General features: G+C 72.0%; 17 protein-coding genes, 1 tRNA gene and 1 pseudogene. 11 read left to right on the forward strand and 8 right to left on the reverse strand.

The genetic code is table 11. From position 1 onward, the window contains the following. From FRZ03_RS24945 to FRZ03_RS24960, 4 genes are all read right to left on the reverse strand, one after another. A partial coding sequence (locus FRZ03_RS24945) for an S-methyl-5'-thioadenosine phosphorylase (protein WP_146467429.1) occupies positions 1-821 on the reverse strand: 821 nt, incomplete at its 3' end. 127 nt (positions 822-948) lie between these two features. Beyond that, a complete protein-coding gene (locus FRZ03_RS24950) occupies positions 949-1,269 on the reverse strand; it encodes an FmdB family zinc ribbon protein (RefSeq protein ID WP_146467382.1) in 321 nt (106 codons plus the stop codon). Positions 1,270-1,336: 67 nt separating this feature from the next. Further along, positions 1,337-2,632 (reverse strand): MFS transporter, encoded by a 1,296-nt coding sequence (locus FRZ03_RS24955; protein ID WP_146467383.1) that lies wholly within the window; start codon positions 2,630-2,632, stop codon positions 1,337-1,339. Positions 2,633-2,828: 196 nt separating this feature from the next. After that, positions 2,829-4,352 carry a potassium/proton antiporter gene (locus FRZ03_RS24960; protein WP_261399335.1) on the reverse strand — a complete coding sequence of 508 codons (1,524 nt, stop codon included), beginning with the start codon at positions 4,350-4,352 and terminating at the stop codon, positions 2,829-2,831. 269 nt (positions 4,353-4,621) lie between these two features. Between FRZ03_RS24960 and FRZ03_RS24965 the strand changes: the two genes are divergently transcribed. Then, positions 4,622-7,510, forward strand: coding sequence for a penicillin acylase family protein (locus FRZ03_RS24965; protein WP_146467385.1), 2,889 nt, complete (start codon positions 4,622-4,624; stop codon positions 7,508-7,510). 65 nt (positions 7,511-7,575) lie between these two features. On the opposite strand, the gene FRZ03_RS24970 is transcribed toward FRZ03_RS24965, so the two are convergent. Further along, positions 7,576-8,193 (reverse strand): 5-formyltetrahydrofolate cyclo-ligase, encoded by a 618-nt coding sequence (locus FRZ03_RS24970; RefSeq protein WP_146467386.1) that lies wholly within the window; start codon positions 8,191-8,193, stop codon positions 7,576-7,578. Positions 8,194-8,288: 95 nt separating this feature from the next. Here FRZ03_RS24970 and galU point away from each other — a divergent pair, with 95 nt between their 5' ends. From galU to FRZ03_RS25005, 7 genes are all read left to right on the forward strand, one after another. Then, positions 8,289-9,200, forward strand: coding sequence for a UTP--glucose-1-phosphate uridylyltransferase GalU (galU, locus tag FRZ03_RS24975; RefSeq protein WP_146467387.1), 912 nt, complete (start codon positions 8,289-8,291; stop codon positions 9,198-9,200). Then, complete coding sequence (glp, locus tag FRZ03_RS24980; RefSeq protein WP_146467388.1) at positions 9,197-10,519, forward strand: molybdotransferase-like divisome protein Glp; 1,323 nt, start codon at positions 9,197-9,199, stop codon at positions 10,517-10,519. Before galU ends, glp begins: the two co-directional genes overlap by 4 nt. 105 nt (positions 10,520-10,624) lie before the next feature. Continuing rightward, positions 10,625-11,137, forward strand: a complete 513-nt coding sequence (gene moaC, locus FRZ03_RS24985; RefSeq protein WP_146467389.1) for a cyclic pyranopterin monophosphate synthase MoaC — start codon at positions 10,625-10,627, stop codon at positions 11,135-11,137. Beyond that, positions 11,134-11,634 carry a MogA/MoaB family molybdenum cofactor biosynthesis protein gene (locus FRZ03_RS24990; protein ID WP_146467390.1) on the forward strand — a complete coding sequence of 167 codons (501 nt, stop codon included), beginning with the start codon at positions 11,134-11,136 and terminating at the stop codon, positions 11,632-11,634. The genes moaC and FRZ03_RS24990 overlap by 4 nt, the downstream gene beginning before the upstream one ends. A 20-nt stretch (positions 11,635-11,654) precedes the next feature. Next, entirely contained in the window at positions 11,655-12,278 is a 624-nt protein-coding gene (locus FRZ03_RS24995; protein WP_186785602.1) for a GNAT family N-acetyltransferase, read from the forward strand. A gap of 174 nt (positions 12,279-12,452) precedes the next feature. Next, complete coding sequence (gene sepX / locus FRZ03_RS25000; RefSeq protein ID WP_186785603.1) at positions 12,453-13,607, forward strand: divisome protein SepX/GlpR; 1,155 nt, start codon at positions 12,453-12,455, stop codon at positions 13,605-13,607. 91 nt (positions 13,608-13,698) lie between these two features. Next, positions 13,699-13,772, forward strand: a tRNA-Ala gene (locus FRZ03_RS25005). Between the two features lie 234 nt (positions 13,773-14,006). Here the strand turns inward: FRZ03_RS25005 and FRZ03_RS25010 are convergent. Next, positions 14,007-14,483 (reverse strand): GNAT family N-acetyltransferase, encoded by a 477-nt coding sequence (locus FRZ03_RS25010; RefSeq protein ID WP_146467431.1) that lies wholly within the window; start codon positions 14,481-14,483, stop codon positions 14,007-14,009. A gap of 492 nt (positions 14,484-14,975) precedes the next feature. Between FRZ03_RS25010 and FRZ03_RS25015 the strand changes: the two genes are divergently transcribed. Both FRZ03_RS25015 and FRZ03_RS25020 read left to right on the forward strand, forming a co-directional pair. Beyond that, positions 14,976-15,179, forward strand: a complete 204-nt coding sequence (locus tag FRZ03_RS25015; RefSeq protein WP_146467392.1) for a hypothetical protein — start codon at positions 14,976-14,978, stop codon at positions 15,177-15,179. After that, positions 15,179-16,012 (forward strand): exodeoxyribonuclease III, encoded by an 834-nt coding sequence (locus FRZ03_RS25020; protein ID WP_146467393.1) that lies wholly within the window; start codon positions 15,179-15,181, stop codon positions 16,010-16,012. The genes FRZ03_RS25015 and FRZ03_RS25020 overlap by 1 nt, the downstream gene beginning before the upstream one ends. 7 nt (positions 16,013-16,019) lie before the next feature. On the opposite strand, the gene FRZ03_RS25025 is transcribed toward FRZ03_RS25020, so the two are convergent. Beyond that, positions 16,020-16,697, reverse strand: coding sequence for a MerR family transcriptional regulator (locus tag FRZ03_RS25025; protein ID WP_146467394.1), 678 nt, complete (start codon positions 16,695-16,697; stop codon positions 16,020-16,022). A 133-nt stretch (positions 16,698-16,830) separates the two neighbouring features. Here FRZ03_RS25025 and FRZ03_RS25030 point away from each other — a divergent pair, with 133 nt between their 5' ends. Continuing rightward, entirely contained in the window at positions 16,831-18,387 is a 1,557-nt protein-coding gene (locus tag FRZ03_RS25030) for a flavin-containing monooxygenase (RefSeq protein ID WP_146467395.1), read from the forward strand. Positions 18,388-18,401: 14 nt separating this feature from the next. Here FRZ03_RS25030 and FRZ03_RS25035 read toward each other — a convergent pair. Continuing rightward, positions 18,402-20,405 (reverse strand): annotated as a pseudogene (locus FRZ03_RS25035) (S41 family peptidase); the annotation flags it as partial. Positions 20,406-20,503 lie beyond the last annotated feature (98 nt).

Raw genomic sequence — 20,503 nt, forward strand, 5'->3', positions numbered from 1 at the left:
AAGCCCGGGTCCATCCCGCCGAGCGCGTGCGTGCACAGGCAGTCCCGCGCCCCGTTCTCCGGCAGCGCGGCCACGGCGTCGAAGAGCACCCCGCGCAGCCGTTCCACGTTGGCCGCGAACACCCGCAGCACCTCCTCGTGGGAGACGCCCTCGCCGGTCTCGGCGCCCGCGTCGAGGTCGGTGACCAGGGTCAGGGAGGTGTAGCACAGCTCCAGTTCGCGGGCGAGCGCCGCCTCGGGGTGGCCGGTCATGCCCACGACCGACCAGCCCTGCGCCTGGTGCCACAGCGATTCGGCGCGCGTGGAGAAGCGCGGCCCCTCGACCACGACCAGCGTGCCACCGTCCACCGGCTCCCAGTCCCGGCCCCGGGCGGCCTTGAGCGCGACGGCCCGCCCGGTGGGGCAGTAGGGGTCGGCCAGGGAGACGTGCACGACGTTCGGCACCGTGCCGTCGGGCAGCGGCAGTCCGTCGAAGTAGGACTGGGCCCGGGACTTGGTGCGGTCGACGAACTGGTCCGGCACCAGCAGCGTGCCCGGCCCGTACTCGGGGCGCAGGCCGCCCACCGCGGACGGGCCGAGGACCTGCCGCACACCGAGGGAGCGCAACGCCCACAGGTTGGCGCGGTAGTTGATGCGGTGCGGCGGCAGATGGTGGCCGCGGCCGTGCCGGGGCAGGAAGGCGACCCGCCGGCCGGCGACCTCGCCGAGGAAGAGGGAGTCGCTGGGCGGCCCGTAGGGGGTGTCCACCTGGACCTCGGTCACGTCCTCGAGGAACGAGTAGAAGCCCGAGCCGCCGATTACGCCGATCTCTGCGTTCGCCATGGCCAAGACATTAGCTGGCCGTGCGTCCGCACAGCAGGGGGTGGCGCGGGGGTTCCCGCGCCCCGGCCGGGAAACGCCGAGGACCCCGCCGTCGTGCGACAGCGGGGCCGGCGTCGAGCGGAGGGCCTCAGGCGGCCGAGGTGCCCGTCGAGCCGGAGGCCGACGACGCGGACGGCGCCGAGGACGACTTCGAGTCGGACGACGACGAGGAGGAGCCGGACGCCGACGAGGAGCCGGACGACTTCGAGGCCGGGCTGCTGCTCGACGTGGAGCCGCGGGAATCGTTGCGGTAGAAGCCGGAGCCCTTGAAGACGATGCCGACCGCGGAGAACACCTTCTTCAGGCGGCCACCGCAGCTGGGGCACTCGGTCAGAGCGTCGTCGGTGAACTTCTGCACCGCCTCGAGGCCCTCGCCGCACTCGGTGCACTGGTACTGGTAGGTCGGCACTGTCTTCCTCCTGGCACTCTCACTCAATGAGTGCTAACGACGCTCCATAGTGACGTATTCCCGGGGATCAGTCCACCGTGACCGGCGTGCGGTGACCGACGCCACGCGCAACCTCCTGGCTCTGCCGGTGCCCGGCGAGCCGCGAGCGCAGCGTCACCAGGGTCACCAGGGCGAGCACCGTGCCGCCCATCGGCACCAGGAATCCCGAGCCGTCCCACAGCCGGTCCTCGAGCTGCCCGGCCACGGTGACCGCGGCCGCCTGGCCCAGCGCCACCGCGCCGGTCAGCCAGGTGAAGGCCTCGGTGCGGGCGCCGGCCGGGACCAGGCCGTCGACCAGGGTGTAGCCGGTGATCAGCGACGGCGCGATGCACATGCCGACCAGCAGGCCGAGTGCGGCGAGCAGCGGCACGGAGTGCGCCGTCCACAGCGCGGAGGCGGCCACCGCGAGCGCCGTGTAGCCGAGGACCAGGCGGCGCTGGGGGGCCGTCTTCCAGGCGATGGCGCCGCAGACGATGCCGGACAGCATGTTGCCCGCGGCGAACACGCCGTACAGGACGCCGTTCAGGCCGGGCTCGCCGATCGACTCGGTGAAGGCGGCAAGGGAGACCTGCATGCCGCCGAAGACCGAGCCGATGCCGAGGAAGGTCACGATCAGCACGCGCACACCGGGCACGCGCAGCGCGGAGCCGTGGTGCTCGCGGGGGTGCCCGTCCCGCGCGCCCACCTGCGGCTGGGTGCTCTTCTGCGCGGCGAACAGCAGGCCGCCGACGAGGGTCAGCCCCGCCTCGGTGAGCAGGCCCGCCGCCGGGTCGACGGCGGTGCACAGAGCGGTCGCCAGCAGGGGTCCGAAGACGAAGGTCAGCTCGTCGGTGACCGACTCGAACGCGGCCGCGGTGGCCATCAGGGGCGTGCCCTGGAGCTGCACGCCCCAGCGCGCCCGCACCATGGGGCCGACCTGCGGCACCGAGGCGCCGGTCGGCACGGCCGCCAGGAAGAGCGCCCACAGGGGGGCGTGCGCCAGCGCGAGCGCGGTCAGGGACAGGCCGGCCAGCGCGTGCACCAGGACGCCCGGGAGCAGCACGGCGCGCTGGCCGTAACGGTCGGCCAGGCGCCCGCTGTAGGGCGCGAACAGCGCCATGGAGACGCCGGTGACGGCCGCGGCGGCGCCCGCGGCGCCGTACGAGCCGGTGGTGTGCTGCACCAGCAGCACGATGGAGAGGGTGAGCATCGCGAACGGCTGCCGCGCCGCGAAACCGGGGAGCAGGAAGGTCCACGCGCCGCGGGTGCGCAGCAGTGGTCCGTATCCCGGGCGGGAGGACGCCGTCGAGGTCTTCGCCGATTCGTCGGTGACCGTGGATCCCACGGCCCGTGCCTTTCCGCCGCCTGGTAGCGCGCGGGCCCCGTGCGGGTCCGGTCGCCGAGAGCTGTCCTCTTGCGCGGACTGCGGTAGATACCGGCGCCCACGCAGAGGTGGGGGGCGTCCCGGCCGCCATACGGTCGCGCCAGCTCTGCGTCAGGCAGAGTTGGTTCGATCAGGGTGCGCCCTCATCGTACAGGCGTCACCGTTTTCCGGTCGGTGAGCCGCCGGTCTCCGCCCCGTCCGAGCCCAGCCAGCTCGCCAGCTTGCCGCCGTGGGCGACCGCGCGCAGCCGTCGCTCCGCCGCGTCGCGCACCGGGTCGGTGGCGACCACCAGGAGTTCGTCGCCGCGCCGCAGCACCGTGCTGGGCAGCGGAACGAACGATTTTCCTTCCCGGACGACGAGGGTGACCGCGGAGCCCGAGGGCAGCCGCAGCTCGGCGATCTCCACGCCGTGCATCCGCGACTCCTCCGGGATGGTCACGGACAGCAGGTGCCCGCGCAGCCGCTCCAGGGGTGCCGACTCGATGCCGAGGTCGGCGGCCTCGCCCTTCTCGCCGAGCCGCAGCTTGCGCGCCAGCCAGGGCAGGGTCGGGCCCTGGACCAGGGTGTAGACGACGACCAGGACGAAGACGATGTTGAAGATGCTCCGGCTGCCGGTGACCCCGTTCACCATGGGGATCGTCGCCAGGATGATGGGCACGGCGCCGCGCAGGCCGGCCCAGGACATGAGGGCCTGCTCCTGCCAGGGCACCCGGAACGGCGTGAGGCTGAGCACGACGCTGAGCGGGCGGGCCACCATGGTCAGCACCAGCCCGATCACCAGGGCGGGCACGATGTCGTCGCCCAGTTCGTGCGGGGTGACCAGCAGGCCGAGCAGGACGAACATGCCGATCTGGGCGATCCAGCCGAGCCCCTCGGCGAAGCCGCGGGTGGCCGGCCAGTGCGGGAGCTTGGCGTTGCCGAGCACCATGGAGGCCAGGTAGACCGCGAGGAAGCCGCTGCCGTGCCCGAGGGCGCCGGCCGCGTACGCCGAGATGGCGATGGCCATGACGGCGATCGGGTAGAGGCCGGAGGCGGGCAGCGCCACGTGCCTGAGCCCCCAGGAGCCGGCGAAGCCCACCGCGAGCCCGACGGCCGCGCCTATGGCCAGCTCCAGGGCTATCTCGCCCAGCAGCACGTACCAGTGCTCGACCGGTCCGGCCGTGGAGAAGGCGACGACCAGGATGACCACCGGGGCGTCGTTGAAGCCCGACTCCGCCTCCAGGGTGCCGGTCACCCGGGACGGCAGGGGGATTCTGCGCAGCACGGAGAAGACGGCCGCCGCGTCCGTCGAGGACACCACGGCGCCGACGATGAGGGCCTGCCGCCAGTCCAGCCCGACCAGATAGTGCGCGCCCGCCGCGGTGACCCCGACACTGACCGCGACGCCTCCGGTCGCGAGGACGGAGGCGGACGACAGGACCGGCCGGATCTCCTTCCATTTCGTGCCGAGACCGCCCTCGGCGAGGATCACGACCAGGGCCGCGTAACCCATGACCTGCGTCACGGCGGCGCTGTCGAAGCGGATGTGGCCCAGGCCGTCCTGGCCCATGACGATGCCGATCCCCAGGTAGACGAGCAGGCTGGGGAGCCCGCTGCGGGAGGAGATCCGCACCGCCGCCACGGCGACGAGCAGGACGAGGGAGCAGACGAGCAGTAGCTGGTTGAGGTGGTGAACAGTCAGCGGCGGTTCCCTTCCTTGGCCCGGGCGCGGGGACGCGCGGACGGCGCGAACACAAGATCCGAGGCTGCGGCGGACCGCATCCAAGTACTTCGTTACCTTACCTAATTCTTGACGCTTTCTTGACGTTCTTCGGAGATGGGCGACCGCTCGTGCGCGCTCGTTCCCGACTCCGCGTCAAGGCGGACAGGGTCCTGCGCCTATGGTTGCTCCAGCGCTCATTCAAAGTCACAGCCCGACCTGCCGCTCGCGTTAGGACAGCAAGGACAGCGATGCCCCCGAACACCACCGCCACAACGGGTGACACCGCCACCACCGGTGCCGCGCCCGCCAAGTCCGGCAGGAAGAAGGGGCGAAGAGCCCGACTGCTCGTCCTGCTGCTGGTCATGGCCGTCATCGCAGGCATCGCCTACGGCGGGTACTGGTCGGTCAGCACGGTGCGCGCCTCCCTGCCGCAGACCACCGGATCGATCAAGCTCGACGGTCTGTCCGGCCCGGTCGACGTCAAGCGGGACGCCAACGGCATCCCGCAGATCTACGCGTCCTCGGACGAGGACCTGTTCATGGCGCAGGGCTACGTCCAGGCGCAGGACCGGTTCTACGAGATGGACGTGCGCCGGCACATGACCGCCGGGCGCCTGTCGGAGATGTTCGGCAAGAGCCAGGTCAAGAACGACGAGTTCCTGCGCACCATGGGCTGGGACCGGGTGGCGAAGCAGGAGTACGACACCAAGCTGTCGGCCGCCACCAAGCGGTACCTGGACGCCTACTCCAAGGGCGTCAACGCCTACCTGAAGGGCAAGGACGGCAAGGACATCTCCCTGGAGTACGCCGCCCTCAACCTGACCAACGACTACAAGCCCGAGCAGTGGACCCCGGTCGACTCGGTCTCGTGGCTGAAGGCGATGGCCTGGGACCTGCGCGGCAACATGCAGGACGAGATCGACCGCGCCCTGATGACGAGCCGGCTCGGCCCGCAGCAGATCCGGGACCTGTACCCGGACTACCCCTACAGCCGCAACAAGCCGATCGTGCAGGAAGGCCAGTACAGCGCGCTGACCAAGAGCTTCGAGCAGAGCGCCGGCGAGGGCACGCCGGTCGGCACGGGCACGACGGGCACCGGGACCACGGGCACGACGGGCACCACCGGTACGACCGGCACAACGGGTACGACCGGCACCGGCACGGCCGGCGCCACGGGCTCGTCCACGGGCACCGCGGGCACGACCGGCACCGGAACCTCCACCGGCACCGGTTCGGGCCTCACGAGCCAGCTGGGGGGCCTCTACAACGCCCTGGACAACCTTCCGACCGCCGTCGGCGTGAACGGCCAGGGCATCGGCTCCAACTCCTGGGTCGTCGCCGGGAAGTACACCATCACCGGCAAGCCGCTGCTGGCCAACGACCCGCACCTGGAGGCGTCCCTGCCGGGCGTCTGGTACCAGATGGGCCTGCACTGCCGGACCGTGTCGGCCAAGTGCCAGTACGACGTCACCGGTTACACGTTCGCCGGGATGCCCGGTGTGATCATCGGCCACAACGGCGACATCGCCTGGGGCATGACCAACTCCGGGGTCGACGTCTCGGACCTCTACCTGGAGAAGGTCACCGCGGGCGGCTACCAGTACGACGGCAAGGTGCGGCCCTTCAAGACCCGCGAGGAGACCATCAAGGTCGCCGGCGGCGCCCCGAAGAAGATCGTGGTGCGGCAGACCCAGGACGGGATGCCGCTGCTGTCCGACCGCGACGACGAACTCGTCCAGGTCGGCAAGAAGGCCACGGTCAACACCGCGGCCCCGGACCGCGGCGACGGCTACGGCATCGCCCTGCGCTGGACCGCGCTCGACCCCGGCACCTCCATGGACGCCGTGTTCGCGCTCGACAAGGCGGCCGGCTGGACCGACTTCCGCGCCGCGGCCGCCAAGTTCGACGTGCCCTCGCAGAACCTGATCTACGCCGACACCCGCAACCACATCGGCTACACGCTGCCCGGCAAGATCCCCACGCGCTCGGCCGCGGACGACGGCTCCGTGCCGGCGCCGGGCTGGGACCCGCAGTACCGCTGGACCGGCTTCATCCAGCAGGACGAGCTGCCGTACGAGCTCGACCCCAAGCGCGGCTACATCGTCACCGCCAACCAGGCCGTGGTCGACAAGGACAAGTACCCGTACACCCTGACCACCGACTGGGGCTACGGCACCCGCAGCCAGCGGATCACCGACCTGATCGAGTCCAAGATCAAGGGCGGCGGCAAGATCTCCACCGACGACATGCGGCAGATGCAGCTGGACGACAGCAGCGAGATCGCCAAGCTCCTGGTGCCGAAGCTGCTGAAGATCAACCTGGACGACAAGAACGTGCGCGACGCGCAGAAGCTGCTGGAGGGCTGGGACTACACCCAGGACTCCGACTCGGCGGCCGCCGCGTACTTCAACGCCGTCTGGCGCAACATCCTCAAGCTCGCCTTCGGCAACAAGCTCCCCAAGGAGCTGCGCGTCAAGGGCCAGTGCCTGTGGGTCGACAAGATCGACAGCACCGGTCCGGTGGACGACGACACCAAGGTGCGCGAGTGCGGCCAGCGCGCCGACGACCAGGCGCAGCCGGACGGCGGCGACCGCTGGTTCGAGGTCGTGCGCAACCTGATGAACAAGCCGGACAGCGACTGGTGGAAGACCCCCAAGTCGGGCACCCGCCCGCCGGCCGCCACCATGGACCAGCTCTTCGGCCGCGCCATGATCGACGCCCGCTGGGAGCTGACCGCCAAGCTCGGCAAGGACATCGACACCTGGAGCTGGGGCCGGCTGCACCGCCTGTTCCTGAAGAACCAGACGCTCGGCACCGACGGCCCGAAGGTGCTCCAGTACCTGCTCAACCGGGGCCCCTGGAAGCTCAACGGCGGCGAGGCCGCGGTGGACGCGACCGGCTGGAACGCGGCCGGCGGCTACAACGTCGTCTGGGTGCCGTCGATGCGGATGGTGGTCAACCTCGCCGACCTCGACAAGTCCAAGTGGATCAACCTGACCGGCGCCTCCGGGCACGCCTTCAGCGCCCACTACACGGACCAGACGGACAAGTGGGCCAAGGGTGAGCTGCTGCCCTGGTCGTACTCCGCCAAGGCGGTCGGCAAGAGCACGAGCGACACGCTGGTCCTCCAGCCGTAGCCGCCACGATCACCCCAAAACGGCCCTCCACGCGCGCGTGGAGGGCCGTTCCCGTGTCCACCGGCTCACCGGCCGAAGCGGCGCACCCCGGACGGCGTCACCACCGCGTGCACCGGCCGGTCGTGCGCCTGTGCCGGGACCCGGTCGACGACCTCGGCGTCGTACAGCAGCACCACCAGCCGGGGGCGGGCCCCCGCGCGCTCCAGCCGGGCCAGCACCCGGTCGTAGGAGCCGCCGCCGCGCCCCAGCCGCATCCCGCGCGCGTCCACCGCGAGTCCGGGCAGCAGGACCACGTCCGCGTCCGTCACGGCACCGGGGCCGAGCCGCGCGCCCGACGGCTCGAACAGGGCCATCTTCCCGCCGTGTCGGACCCGGGCCAGGGAATCCGGGCCGGTGTACTCGCCCCAGTCGAGGTCGTTGTCGGGCAGCAGCGCGGGCAGCAGGACCCGCGTCCCCCGCGCGCGCAGCGCCTCCAGCAGCGCGCCCGTGCCGGGCTCGGTGCCCACCGAGACGTACGCGGCGACCGTGCGCGCCCGCGCCAGCTCGGGCAGTTCCAGGGCGCGCGCGGCCAGCGCCCGGCCCGATTCCCGTACGTCATCCTCGGGCAACCCCCTCCTCACCGAGAGGAGGTCTCGCCGCAACTTGCGCTTGTCAGACTCGTCCGCGCGTCCGTCGTGTTCCACGGGTCGTTCTCGCGCCCTTTCTTGATTTCCGTCATCGAAGGGTCGGCCAACCGGGCTCCGGATTGCCCCTAAAGGCACCGGTTAAGGTGGCGGGCATGACTCAGTCGCACCCCAGGATCAGCAAGGCTGTCATTCCGGCGGCAGGCCTCGGCACCCGGTTCCTGCCGGCCACCAAGGCCACTCCCAAGGAGATGCTGCCGGTCGTCGACAAGCCGGCGATCCAGTACGTGGTCGAGGAGGCCGTGTCGGCGGGGCTCGACGATGTCCTCATGGTCACCGGTCGCAACAAGCGTCCCCTGGAGGACCACTTCGACCGCAACTACGAGCTGGAATCGGCCCTGGAGAAGAAGGGCGACGAGGAACGGCTCGCCCGGGTGCGCCAGTCCAGCGACCTGGCGACCATGCACTACGTCCGCCAGGGCGACCCCAAGGGCCTCGGCCACGCCGTGCTCTGCGCGGCCCCGCACGTCGGCCGCGAGCCCTTCGCCGTCCTCCTCGGCGACGACCTGATCGACCCGCGCGACCCCCTGCTCGCCCGCATGATCGAGACCCAGGAGCGGCACGGCGGCAGCGTGATCGCCCTGATGGAGGTCGCGCCCGAGCAGATCCACCTGTACGGCTGCGCGGCCGTGGAGGCCACCGGCGAGGACGGCGTCGTCCGGGTGACCGGGCTGGTGGAGAAGCCGGACGCGGCGGACGCCCCGTCCAACTACGCGATCATCGGCCGATATGTCCTCGACCCGCACGTCTTCGACATACTGCGGACGACCGAGCCGGGCCGCGGCGGCGAGATCCAGCTGACCGACGCCCTCCAGCAACTGGCCGACGACGAGAAGGTCGGCGGCCCGGTGCACGGCGTCGTCTTCCAGGGCCGCCGTTACGACACCGGCGACCGTGGCGACTATCTGCGTGCCATTGTCAGACTCGCATGCGAACGTGAAGACCTGGGCCCGGACTTCCGGGCCTGGCTCCGCAGTTACGTAGCCGAGGAGATGCAGCAGAGTTGAGCAGCGCCGCGCCCCGCCCCACCGGCGAAGACGACCTGTGGTCGGTGGACGAGCACCTGGAGGACATCCTCTCCAGCGTCCACCCCCTGGAGCCCATCGAACTCCAACTGCTGGACGCCCAGGGCTGTGTCCTGGTGGAGGACGTCACCGTGCCGGTGTCGCTGCCGCCGTTCGACAACAGCTCCATGGACGGCTACGCGGTGCGGGTCGCGGACGTGGAGGGGGCCGGCGAGGAGTTCCCCGCCGTCCTGGAGGTCGTCGGGGACGTCGCGGCGGGCGCGGACGACCCGGTGCGGGTCGGCCCCGGCCAGGCCGCCCGGATCATGACCGGCGCCCCGCTGCCGCCGGGCGCCGAGGCCGTCGTCCCCGTCGAGTGGACCGACGGCGGGCTCGGCGAGGGCCCGGCGACCGGCATGCGGGCGCGCAGCCTCGCCCCCGAGGGCGCCGAGGGGCAGGTGCGCGTGCACCGGCCCGTGGCGGCCCGCGCGCACGTACGGGCCGAGGGCAGCGACGTGAAGGCCGGGGACCGCGCCCTGGAGGCCGGTACGATCCTCGGCCCGCCGCAGATCGCGCTGCTCGCCGCGATCGGCCGCGGCACGGTGAAGGTGCGCCCCCGCCCGCGCGTGGTCGTCGTCTCCACCGGCAGCGAACTCGTCCAGCCCGGCGAGTCGCTGGGCGGCGGGCGGATCTACGACTCCAACAGCTTCGCCCTCACCGCCGCCGCGCGGGACGCGGGCGCCATCGCCTACCGGGTGGGCGCCGTCGCCGACGACGCCGAGACCCTGCGCTCCACCATCGAGGACCAGCTGATCCGCGCCGATCTGCTGGTCACCACGGGCGGGGTCAGCGTCGGGGCGTACGACGTGGTCAAGGAAGCCCTGGCGGACATCGGCGACGAGGACGTGGCGGGCAGCGGCATCGAGTTCCGCAAGCTGGCCATGCAGCCCGGCAAGCCCCAGGGCTTCGGCGCCATCGGCCCCGACCACACGCCCCTGCTGGCGCTGCCCGGCAACCCCGTGTCGTCGTACGTCTCCTTCGAACTGTTCGTGCGGCCCGCGATCCGCGCCCTGATGGGCCTCACCGACCTGCACCGGCCGCGGGTGCGGGCCACGCTGAAGGCGGACAAGGCGCTGCGCTCCCCGAAGGGCCGCCGGCAGTTCCTGCGCGGCCGGTACGCCGACGGCGAGGTGATCCCGGTGGGCGGGGCGGGCTCCCACCTGGTCGCCGCGCTGGCGCAGGCGGACGCGCTGATCGTCGTACCCGAGGACCTGGAGTCGGTCGAGCCCGGCACCGAGGTGGAGGTCGTGGTGCTCGGCTGAGGAGCCTCCTGGTCAGCTGTGCGGGGCTACTTGGCGGTACCGTGTCGCGCACAACAGGCCCGCGCACCGCACGGCGACGGGCCCGGACCGGGAGCGCCGTACAGCATGACCGAACCGTCCCGGGGGCAGACCCCCGGATCCCCCGCACAGGACCGTCTGACGCACCTCGACGCGGCCGGCGCGGCCCGCATGGTCGACGTCTCGGAGAAGGACGTGACCGCGCGCACCGCACGCGCCGGCGGCCGCGTCCTGGTCTCCCCCCGCGTGGTCGAGCTGCTGCGCGGCGAGGGGGTGCCCAAGGGCGACGCGCTGGCCACCGCGCGGATCGCGGGCATCATGGGCGCCAAGCGCACCCCGGACCTGATCCCGCTGTGCCACCCGCTGGCGGTGTCGGGTGTGAAACTGGACCTGTCGGTCACGGACGACGCCGTCGAGATCACGGCCACCGTGAAGACCACGGACCGCACGGGCGTCGAGATGGAGGCCCTCACCGCGGTGACGGTCGCCGCGCTCACGGTGATCGACATGGTCAAGGCGGTCGACAAGGGAGCGGTCATCACGGACGTACGGGTCGAGGAGAAGACGGGCGGCAAGTCGGGCGACTGGAGCCGGTCATGAGCTATCGCGCGCTGGTGGTCACCGCCTCCAACCGGGCCGCCGCGGGGGTCTACGAGGACAAGGGCGGCCCGCTGATCGCCGACGGCCTCGCGCGCCTCGGCTTCACGGTGGACGGCCCCCGGGTCGTGCCGGACGGGGAGCCGGTCGAGGCGGCCCTGCGCGAGGGGGTGGCCGCCGGGTACGACGCGATCGTCACCACCGGCGGCACCGGCCTCACCCCGACCGACCGCACCCCCGAGGCGACCCGCGCGGTGCTCGACCACGAGGTGCCGGGCATCGCCGAGGCCATCCGGGCCGTCGGCCTCGCCAAGGTGCCGACGGCGGCGCTGTCCCGGGGCGTGGCCGGGGTGGCCGGCCGCACCCTGATCGTCAATCTCCCGGGCTCCACGGGCGGCGTGAAGGACGGCCTGGCCGTCCTGGAGCCCCTGCTGACCCATGCCGTCGACCAGATCCGCGGCGGCGACCATCCCAGACCCAGCAGTGGGGGTGCGAGCTGAACGGCTCCGTCTGGCCGGTCGTGCTGGCGGACGGCGATGTCGTCCTCCGGCCGATAAAGCTGCGCGACCAGGGGGCCTGGCGCGAGGTGAACCGGCGCAACCGGGACTGGCTGCGCCCCTGGGAGGCCACGATCCCGCCGCCCACCCCGAGCGGTCCGGTCGCGCACCGGCCGACCTACCGGCAGATGGTCCGGCATCTGCGCCGCGAGGCCAACGCCGGCCGGATGCTGCCGTTCGTCATCGAGTACCAGGGGCGGCTCGTCGGGCAGTTGACGGTGGCCGGGATCACCTGGGGGTCCATGTGCTCCGGGCACATCGGCTACTGGGTGGACGAGGCGGTGGCCGGGCGCGGAGTGATGCCGACGGCCGTCGCGCTGGCGGTGGACCACTGCTTCCGCGGCGTGGGGCTGCACCGCATCGAGGTGTGCATCCGCCCGGAGAACCGGCCCAGCCGGCGGGTGGTGGAGAAACTCGGATTCCGCGAGGAGGGGCTGCGCCCGCGGTATCTGCACATCGACGGCGCCTGGCGCGACCACATGGTCTTCGCGCTCACCGCCGAGGAGGTGCCGGACGGGCTGCTCGGACGCTGGCGGCGGGCGCGCCCGGCGGAGCGGGAGCAACGGAATCCACAGAACAGTAATTGAATATATGTTCGATAATGATCGGCTCTCGACCGCCTCCATGGCAGAGAATTACCTCGTGCGAGCGGTCCGCCGATCGCATCGGTCGCAAAAAATGCTGGAAATATCAGCCAGATCGTGCGACACACCGGCCCAATTGGCCGATCCCCTCGGCCAAACCCCTCTACGGTGTGAGGCGTGAGCAGCAGCGGCCTCATCTACGCAGTCATTGTCGGGGCCTGGGCCGCCTACTTGGTGCCGATGTGGCTCCGTAGGCAGGACGAGCTGAACGAGGCCCGTCCGACGGAACGCTTCAGCACCGCCATCCGGCTGCTGTCCGGACGGGCGGGTATGGAGCGCCGGTACGCCAAGGACCTGCGGGCGCGCTCCACCCAGGAGGGGGAGCCGGACGCCGTCGACCCGGACGCCGTCACCGACTCGGTGGACGTCCGGGCCTTCGCCATGCCCCCGACCCGCCGTCAGATTCCGGTGGACACGGACCCCGAGGCACCCAGGAGCGCGGAACCGGACCGGGACCAGGACCCCGTCCGGCAGCACGCACCGGCGCCCCGACGCACACCCTCGGCGCAGGCCGCCGCGGCGCGCGCCCGGCGCTCCAAGGTGCTCGCGCGCCGCCGGCGCACCACCGTGCTGCTCTTCCTCGCCTTCACCCTCGGCGCGATCGTCGCCGCCGTCGGCGGCCTCGCCTTCCTCTGGGCGCCCGGCGTGCCCGCCGTGCTCCTGAGCGCGTACATCGCCTATCTGCGCGCCCAGGAACGCCGCCGCTTCGCCTACCAGATGGACCGCCGCCGCGCCGAGGTCGCCGCCCAGCGGCTGCGCGAGCGCCAGCCGCGCCGCCGGGTGCCCGCGCCCGAGGCGGCCCACGCCGCCGACGAACCGGAGGACGTCACAGGGACCGACACGGACCCCGGCCTCCTCGCCCTCGCCGCGGACCGGCGCGCCCTCGTGGAACAGACCGACCACGCCGAGTGGGTCGACCAGCAGCGTGAGCGGCAGCAGCGGCCCGGACGCGGGGACAGCTGGGAACCGGTGCCGGTGCCGCTGCCCACCTATGTGACCGCCCCCGTCGCCCCCCGGGCCACCTCCGGCATCGACCTCGGCGGGCCGGACACCTGGAGTTCGGCCCGCTCCAGCGCGGTCGCCCCGGAGGCCGAGGCGGGCCCCGCGAGCGCCGAGGAGAGCGAGCCGGCGTCCGCCGCCGAGGACCGGCCGGCCGACGGCCGCAGCGACGCCCGACGCGCCGCCTCCGCCCGCCGGGCACGCGAGCGCGGCCGCACCCCGCTCTTCGACCAGTACGAGGACGGCGACCGCCCGCGGGCCGCCAACGAGTGACGGCCGCCACACCGCGGAATCCGCACCTGACCGGTCGGGGAACGGATTTCCAAGCACCCCGATCGGGATGCTAGAGTTTCACTCGTTGCAAGGGCCTGTGGCGCAGTCCGGTAGCGCACCTCGTTCGCATCGAGGGGGCCAGGGGTTCAAATCCCCTCAGGTCCACGCACGACTGTTCTCGAGTTCTCTCGGGGGCGGTTGACGAGATCCCGCCGATCACACGATCGGTCGGGATCTCTGTCGTTTCCGGGGTTGTTCGAGAGTGCTCGCGGTGGGCGAGCGGCGGACCGCCTTGCCGGCGGCCCCGAAGAGGCACCCTCGCCGCGCCTACCGCCCCCGGACCTCTGTGCACGTCTCGCGCTACCCGGTCGGTGAGAACCGACCGGGGCCTCGGCGCGTCTACAGGAGCTTGGCGTAGCAGAGGCTCTCCTCGTGGAAGCGGTAGTAGCCGAACTTGGCGCACGGCTCGTAACCGCTGGAGCTGTACAGGGCGACGGCCTCCGGCTGCTTGGTGCCGGTCTCCAGGACCATCCGGACGCGGCCGGCCGCGCGGGCGTCCTCCTCCAGGGCGGCCAGTATCCGTCTGGCCAGGCCCCGGCCGCGCATCTGCTCGATCACGAACATGCGCTTCAGCTCGGCGTCGCCGTCCGCGTAACCCTCGTCGTTGCGGTCCTGACTGCGCCAGCCGCCGGTGGCCACCGGCCGGTCGGCCTCGTCGTACGCGATCAGATAGAGGCCCCGGGGCGGGAGGAAGTCCTCCGGCGTGAGGACCGTGGCGTCGCCGTCGTCGCCGTAGCGTTCGGCGTACTCGGCCTGGACCACGTCGTTGAGCTTGATGGCGTCGGGATGGTCGAAACGGACGCAGCGGAGGTTCATGCTGGGCATCGCGCTTTCCTGCGAGAGGGGCCCCTCGGCGTGAGGGCTCCGTCCAGTGTGCCGGTAGCGCGCCCCGGCGCTGTCTGTGACCTCGGTCCTCCCGTGGGCGAGGCCGGAGTCCGCCGACCCGGGCCGACCGGTGACGCACGACCTGACCGGACGCCGTCGTCGAGAGATGGGGAACAGGGACGGGGAGTATTCGCAAAAGGACACCCGTGACCATTTCGAGGGGAACCGAAAGGGCCGGTTTTTCAGGGCGGCAGTATCGGGGACGTCAGTTTCGGGGACGTCAGTTTCGGTACGCCGATCCCTGAGGAAGTTCTCGCCTGGTACCGGCAGGATCAGGAGCGCCTGGTCGCGGAGAAGGCGGCGAGGCCGGCGCGTCGGGGAGCGTGGAACCGCCGTCGGGATGCTCTGGCGGCGCGGCATGCAATGATTGAGCGGCCCCTTCTGATCGATGTCCGCTGCCTCCCGGCGTCCTACGGTTCGACCGTGCTGGTCGGCTGTTTGTTCGGCGAGGATTCGCCGGCCGAATACATCGTGATCGGCGTTTGTTGCGCCCTTTTCTTCGGCCTGCCTGTACTCTTTGTGCTTTTTGCAATGAGCAGGATGCGCAGCAACGCGCATGAGCAAAGGGCCTTCTGCCGGCTTTCGCGTCGTGTGGTGGCCGGCGAGCGCGGCGGGATGCGCCGGTAATGTACGGCACCGCAGGCAAGGAGAGTGCTTTGATCACAGTGACCTCGGTGAACGTGAACGGGCTGCGGGCCGCCGCCAGGAAGGGCTTCGTCCAGTGGCTGGCCGCGACGGAGGCGGACGTCGTCTGCCTCCAGGAGGTGCGCGCCGAGCCGCACCAGCTGCCCGAGGAGGCCGGGCGGCCCGCGGGCTGGCACGTGGTGCACGCCCCGGCCGCGGCCAAGGGCCGCGCGGGCGTCTCGCTCTACACCCGGCGCGAGCCCGACCGGACCCGGATCGGCTTCGGCTCCGCCGAGTTCGACGGCAGCGGCCGCTATGTCGAGGCCGACCTGCCCGGCGTCACCGTGGTCTCCCTGTACCTACCCTCCGGCGAGGTCGGCACCGAGCGGCAGGAGGAGAAGGTCCGCTTCATGGGGGAGTTCCTGGCCCACCTCAAGCGGCTGCGCGAACGGGCCGCCGCCGAGGGCCGCGAGGTGCTCGTCTGCGGCGACTGGAACATCGCCCACCGCGAGGCCGACCTCAAGAACTGGCGCGGCAACACCAAGAAATCCGGTTTCCTCCCCGAGGAGCGCGCCTGGCTCGACCAGGTCCTCGACCCGGCCGACGGCGGCTACGTCGACGTCGTCCGCGCGCTGCATCCGGACACCGAGGGCCCGTACACATGGTGGTCGTACCGGGGCCGGGCCTTCGACAACGACTCGGGATGGCGGATCGACCACCACTACGCCACGCCCGGCCTCGCCGCCCGCGCCCTCAAGGCACGTGTGGAGCGCGCCGCCTCGCACGCCGAGCGCTGGTCCGACCACGCGCCGGTGACCGTGGTCTACGGTCCCTGAGCCGGGCTCAGTCCCGCTTGCTCAGTCGCCGGTCCAGGGCCAGGGACAGTTCCGCGTCGACCACGCTGCGGGCGAGGGGGCGCAGGCGGTGCAGGTCCTCTTCGGGGGCGTGGCGCAGGACCATGGTGGTGAACAGGTCGGCCAGGGCCTCGGCGTGTTCGCGGACGCGTTCGCCGGCGGCCAGCACCTCGGCGAGCGGGATGCCCTCGCGGACCAGGGCGGAGGAGACGTCCAGCAGCCGGCGGCTGATGTGCACGATCTCCTCGCCGTCGGTGCCCAGGTAGCCCGCCTTCAGCGCGGCGGCCAGGTTCTCCGGGGTGACCTGGCCCTCGAAGCGGGCGGCCAGTTCCTCCGGGGTGAGGCGGATCGGTTCCTCCTCGGTCGGGGTGCCCACGCCGAGCAGGTCGGCGACGTCCCGGCCCTGGTCGAGGGCCTCGGCGAGTTCCGCGATGCCGGTCAGGGTGTGGCCGCGCTCCAGTAGGGCGCCGATGGTGCGCAGCCGGGCCAGGTGGTGGTCGTCGTACCAGGCGAGGCGGCCCTCGCGGCGGGGCGGGGGCAGCAGCTTGCGCTCGCGGTAGAAGCGCAGGGTGCGCACGGTGATGCCGGCCAGCCGCGCCAGTTCCTCCGTGCGGTACTCGCGCGGGCCCCGACGGGCTGCCTCCGGGTGTTCTGCGTCTCCTGCCACGCCCGAAGCCTATGGCGTACCGCGGGTAACTTTCCTTTCCGCGCCCCCTACCGCTCGGTACGGAGCTGTTCTACAGTCCCATCGTGCCAGTGTTCACTGGCAGCATTTCTAGGTGAGGCGTGGAGGCTTCGGGATGGCCGAGCACGAGCATGTGAGGGTGGCGGTGATCGGGTCCGGCTTCGGCGGGCTGGGCGCCGCGGTGCGGCTGCGCCGCGAGGGGATCACCGACTTCGTCGTCCTGGAACGGGCCGGCAGTGTCGGCGGTACCTGGCGGGACAACAGTTACCCCGGGTGCGCCTGTGACGTGCCCTCCCATCTGTACTCCTTCTCCTTCGCGCCCAACCCGGAGTGGCCCCGCACCTTCTCCGGGCAGCGGCACATCCGCGCCTACCTGGAGCACGTCACCGACGTCTTCGGGCTGCGCCGGCACCTCCGCTTCGACTCCGAGGTGAAACTGCTGCGCTGGGACCGCGAGGAGCTGCGCTGGCACATCGAGACCACGCGCGGGTCGCTGACCGCCGACGTCGTGGTCTCCGCCACCGGCCCGCTGTCCGACCCCAAGGTCCCGAACATCCCGGGCCTGGACTCCTTCCCCGGCAAGGTGTTCCACTCCGCCCGCTGGGACCACGACTACGACCTGCGCGGCAAGCGCGTGGCCATGGTCGGCACCGGCGCCTCCGCCATCCAGATCGTGCCCGCCATCCAGTCCCGGGTCGGCAGGCTCACCCTCTTCCAGCGCACCCCGCCGTGGGTGATGCCCCGCGTGGACCGCGCCATCAGTCCGGCCGAGCGCTGGCTGCACCGCGCCCTGCCGCTGACCACCCAGCTGCGGCGCGGGCTGCTGTGGGGCATCCGCGAACTCCAGGTGCAGGCCTTCACCAAGCACCCCGACGAACTCGGCCTGGTCGAGCAGCTCGCCAAGCGGCATCTGGCCCGCGCCGTCAAGGACCCGGCGCTGCGTGCCAAGCTCACCCCCGACTACCGCATCGGCTGCAAGCGCATCCTGCTGTCCAACAGCTACTACCCGGCGCTGACCAGGCCCAATGTGGACGTCGTGGACAGCGGGCTCAGCGAGGTGCGCGGCTCCACGGTGATCGCCGCCGACGGCACCGAGACCGAGGTCGACGCGATCGTCTTCGGTACGGGCTTCCACGTCACGGACATGCCGATCGCCGAGCGGGTGGTCGGCGCGGAGGGCATCACGCTCGCGGAGTCCTGGAAGGACGGCATGAAGGCGCTGCGCGGCGCCACGGCCGCCGGCTTCCCGAACTTCATGACGGTCATCGGGCCCAACACCGGCCTCGGAAACTCCTCCATGATCCTGATGATCGAGTCCCAGCTGAACTACATGGCCGACTATCTGCGCCAGCTGGACGTGCTCGGCGGCCGCACCGCCCTGGACGCCCGGCCGGAGGCGGTCGCGGCCTGGAACCACAAGGTGCAGGGGCGCATGCGGCGCACCGTGTGGAACACCGGCGGCTGCACCAGCTGGTACCTCGACGCGAGCGGCCGCAACACCACCGTCTGGCCCGGCACGACCGGCGAGTTCCGGCGCGTGACCCGGCACGTGGACCTCGGCGAGTACGAGGTCGTCCGCCCCGCTGCGGCCGGGGAGACCCCCGGGGCCGCGACGTCCCGTGTGCCGGCCGGGTCTTCGCAGAGCGGGCAGAGCAGCGAGGTCGCCGCGTGAGCCGGATCACCGCCGTCGCCGATCTCGGTGGAGGGCACCGCGCGCAGCTCGCCCTCGTCCACCACGACCAGCCGGGTTCCGTCGCCGCTCACCGCGAACCAGTCGAGATGGCCGACGAGTTCGGACTTCTTCGCCTTGGTGATGTTGAAGTGCTCCAGGGTCGGGCGGCCGCTGATGTCGGCCGGGTTGACGAAGGTCTCGCCGAGCGCGCCGGAGATCGGCCAGCGCAGCCAGACCAGGCCGCCGCCCGCGACCGGGTGCAGCGAGGAGTACTTGGAGGCGATCACCGGGAACGGGGTGACCCGGCTGGCCAGGCCCTCCACCTCCACCGTGACCGTGCCCGCCTCGCCGCCCTCCTCGTCCTCCACCGGGTCGAGCCCGCCCGCCGCCGGCCGGCCCTCGGGGTTCAGGGCGAAGGGGGAGGGGGTCGCCGAGGACAGCGGCACCAGATAGGGGCGGCTGCCGAGCGGGAAGGACAGGTCGCCGGTGTGCACGTCGTACACCGGGTCGAAGCCGCGCCAGGACAGGAAGGCCAGGTAGCGGCCGTCGCGGGTGAAGACGGGGGTCTCGTCCTCGAAGCGGCCGTCGGTCACGTCCACGATCAGCCGGTCCTTGATGCGGGCCAGCTTGATCTGGCGCAGCGAGCGGCCGATGCCGGGGTGCGACCAGGTGAGCCAGGAGCCGTCGGGGGAGAAGGCCAGGTCGCGCACCGGTCCGTTGACGGAGCGGATCAGCTCGGTGACCGCGCCCTCCTCGGTCTCCGCCCCGACGCCGGTGCCGGGCGCCTCGGGGACCCCGGCGCCCGCCTCCTCGGGCACGTCGATCAGCAGCAGGCGGCCGTCGTGGGAGGCGACGGCGAGGCGTTCGCCGGCCGGGTCGGACACCATCTCCAGGACCCGGCCGAGGGCGCCGGAGGCGAGCCGGCGCGGCGGGCGGTCCCCGGTGGCCCGGGGCAGCTGGGCGATCTCCACCGCGTCCGCGCCCCCGGCGTCGGTCACATAGGCCAGCTGCCCCATGGAGCCGAGCATCTCCGGCAGCCGGACCCGGACCCCGGGCGTGTCGGCGATGGTGCGGGCCGGGCCGTCGCGGTGGGTGAGCCAGTACAGGCTGCCGCGCACCACGACCGCGCTGGCCCGGCCGGTCTCGTCCACCGAGATGCCGTCCACGTTCTGCGCGGCCGGCACCTGGTAGCGGCGGCGGCCCGCGGCGGGGCCGGCGAGGCGGACGTCCAGTCTGCGCGGGGTGCCGTTCGGGGAGAAGTCGTCCACCAGCCACAGGTCGCCCGCGCACTGGTAGACCACCCGGGTGCCGTCGCTCGCGGCGTGCCGGGCGTAGAAGGCGTCGTGGTCGGTGTGGCGGCGCAGGTCGGTGCCGTCGTAGGCGCAGGAGTAGAGGTTGCCGACGCCCTCGTGGTCGGAGAGGAAGGCGATCCGCCCGGCGACGTACATGGGGCTGTCCAGGTGGCCCTCGACGTCGGGCAGCAGCCGCCTGCCGTGCAGCCACAGCCGGCCCATGGCGCCGCCCCGGTAGCGCTTCCAGGAGGCCGGTTCGTGCGGCGGGGTGCCGGTGAGCAGCAGGGTCCTGCGTTCGCCGGCGAGGTCGGCGACCTGGATGTCGGTGACCGGGCCCCAGGGCAGCCGGCCGCCGGGGTCGCCGTCGGGGGTCACCTTGTAGGCCCAGGTGAAATAGGAGAAGGGCTGCCCGTGGGAGGCCACCGCGAGGATGTCGCCGTCCGGGGTCCAGCCGCGCACCTGGGTGTCGGTGCTGCCCCAGTACGTCAGTTGCCGCGCGGGTCCGCCGGCGACGTCGACCAGCTGGATCTCCGGGACCAGGCTGCGCCAGTTCGTGTAGGCGATCCGGCTCCCGTCGGGGGAGAAGCGGGGGTGGCCGGTCTTCGTGCGGTCCGCGGTGAGCCGCCAGGCGCGGCCCGGGGCGTCGAGGGGGGCCAGCCAGAGGTCGTCCTCCGCCACGAAGCAGAGCAGGTCGCCGCTGAGGTGGGGAAAGCGCAGATAGCTCACCTTTCCATGCTTTTCCGACCGCTGGGGGCGGGCAACTTGTGTGGCCTTCTTATGTGTTCCTCACGTTCGTGACCCACCCCACGTACGAAACCGTTTCG

It is taken from the genome of Streptomyces misionensis, assembly GCF_007896895.1.
Taxonomy (GTDB): Bacteria; Actinomycetota; Actinomycetes; order Streptomycetales; family Streptomycetaceae; genus Streptomyces; species Streptomyces misionensis_A.

Coding starts and splice junctions, on each gene's coding strand:
- FRZ03_RS25030 (WP_146467395.1), top strand. CDS start 16,831: ATGGCCGAGCACGAGCATGTGAGGGTGGCGGTGATCGGGTCCGGCTTC.
- galU (WP_146467387.1), top strand. CDS start 8,289: ATGACTCAGTCGCACCCCAGGATCAGCAAGGCTGTCATTCCGGCGGCA.
- FRZ03_RS24990 (WP_146467390.1), top strand. CDS start 11,134: ATGAGCTATCGCGCGCTGGTGGTCACCGCCTCCAACCGGGCCGCCGCG.
- FRZ03_RS24965 (WP_146467385.1), top strand. CDS start 4,622: ATGCCCCCGAACACCACCGCCACAACGGGTGACACCGCCACCACCGGT.
- FRZ03_RS25020 (WP_146467393.1), top strand. CDS start 15,179: ATGTACGGCACCGCAGGCAAGGAGAGTGCTTTGATCACAGTGACCTCG.
- FRZ03_RS25010 (WP_146467431.1), bottom strand. CDS start 14,483: ATGAACCTCCGCTGCGTCCGTTTCGACCATCCCGACGCCATCAAGCTC.
- moaC (WP_146467389.1), top strand. CDS start 10,625: ATGACCGAACCGTCCCGGGGGCAGACCCCCGGATCCCCCGCACAGGAC.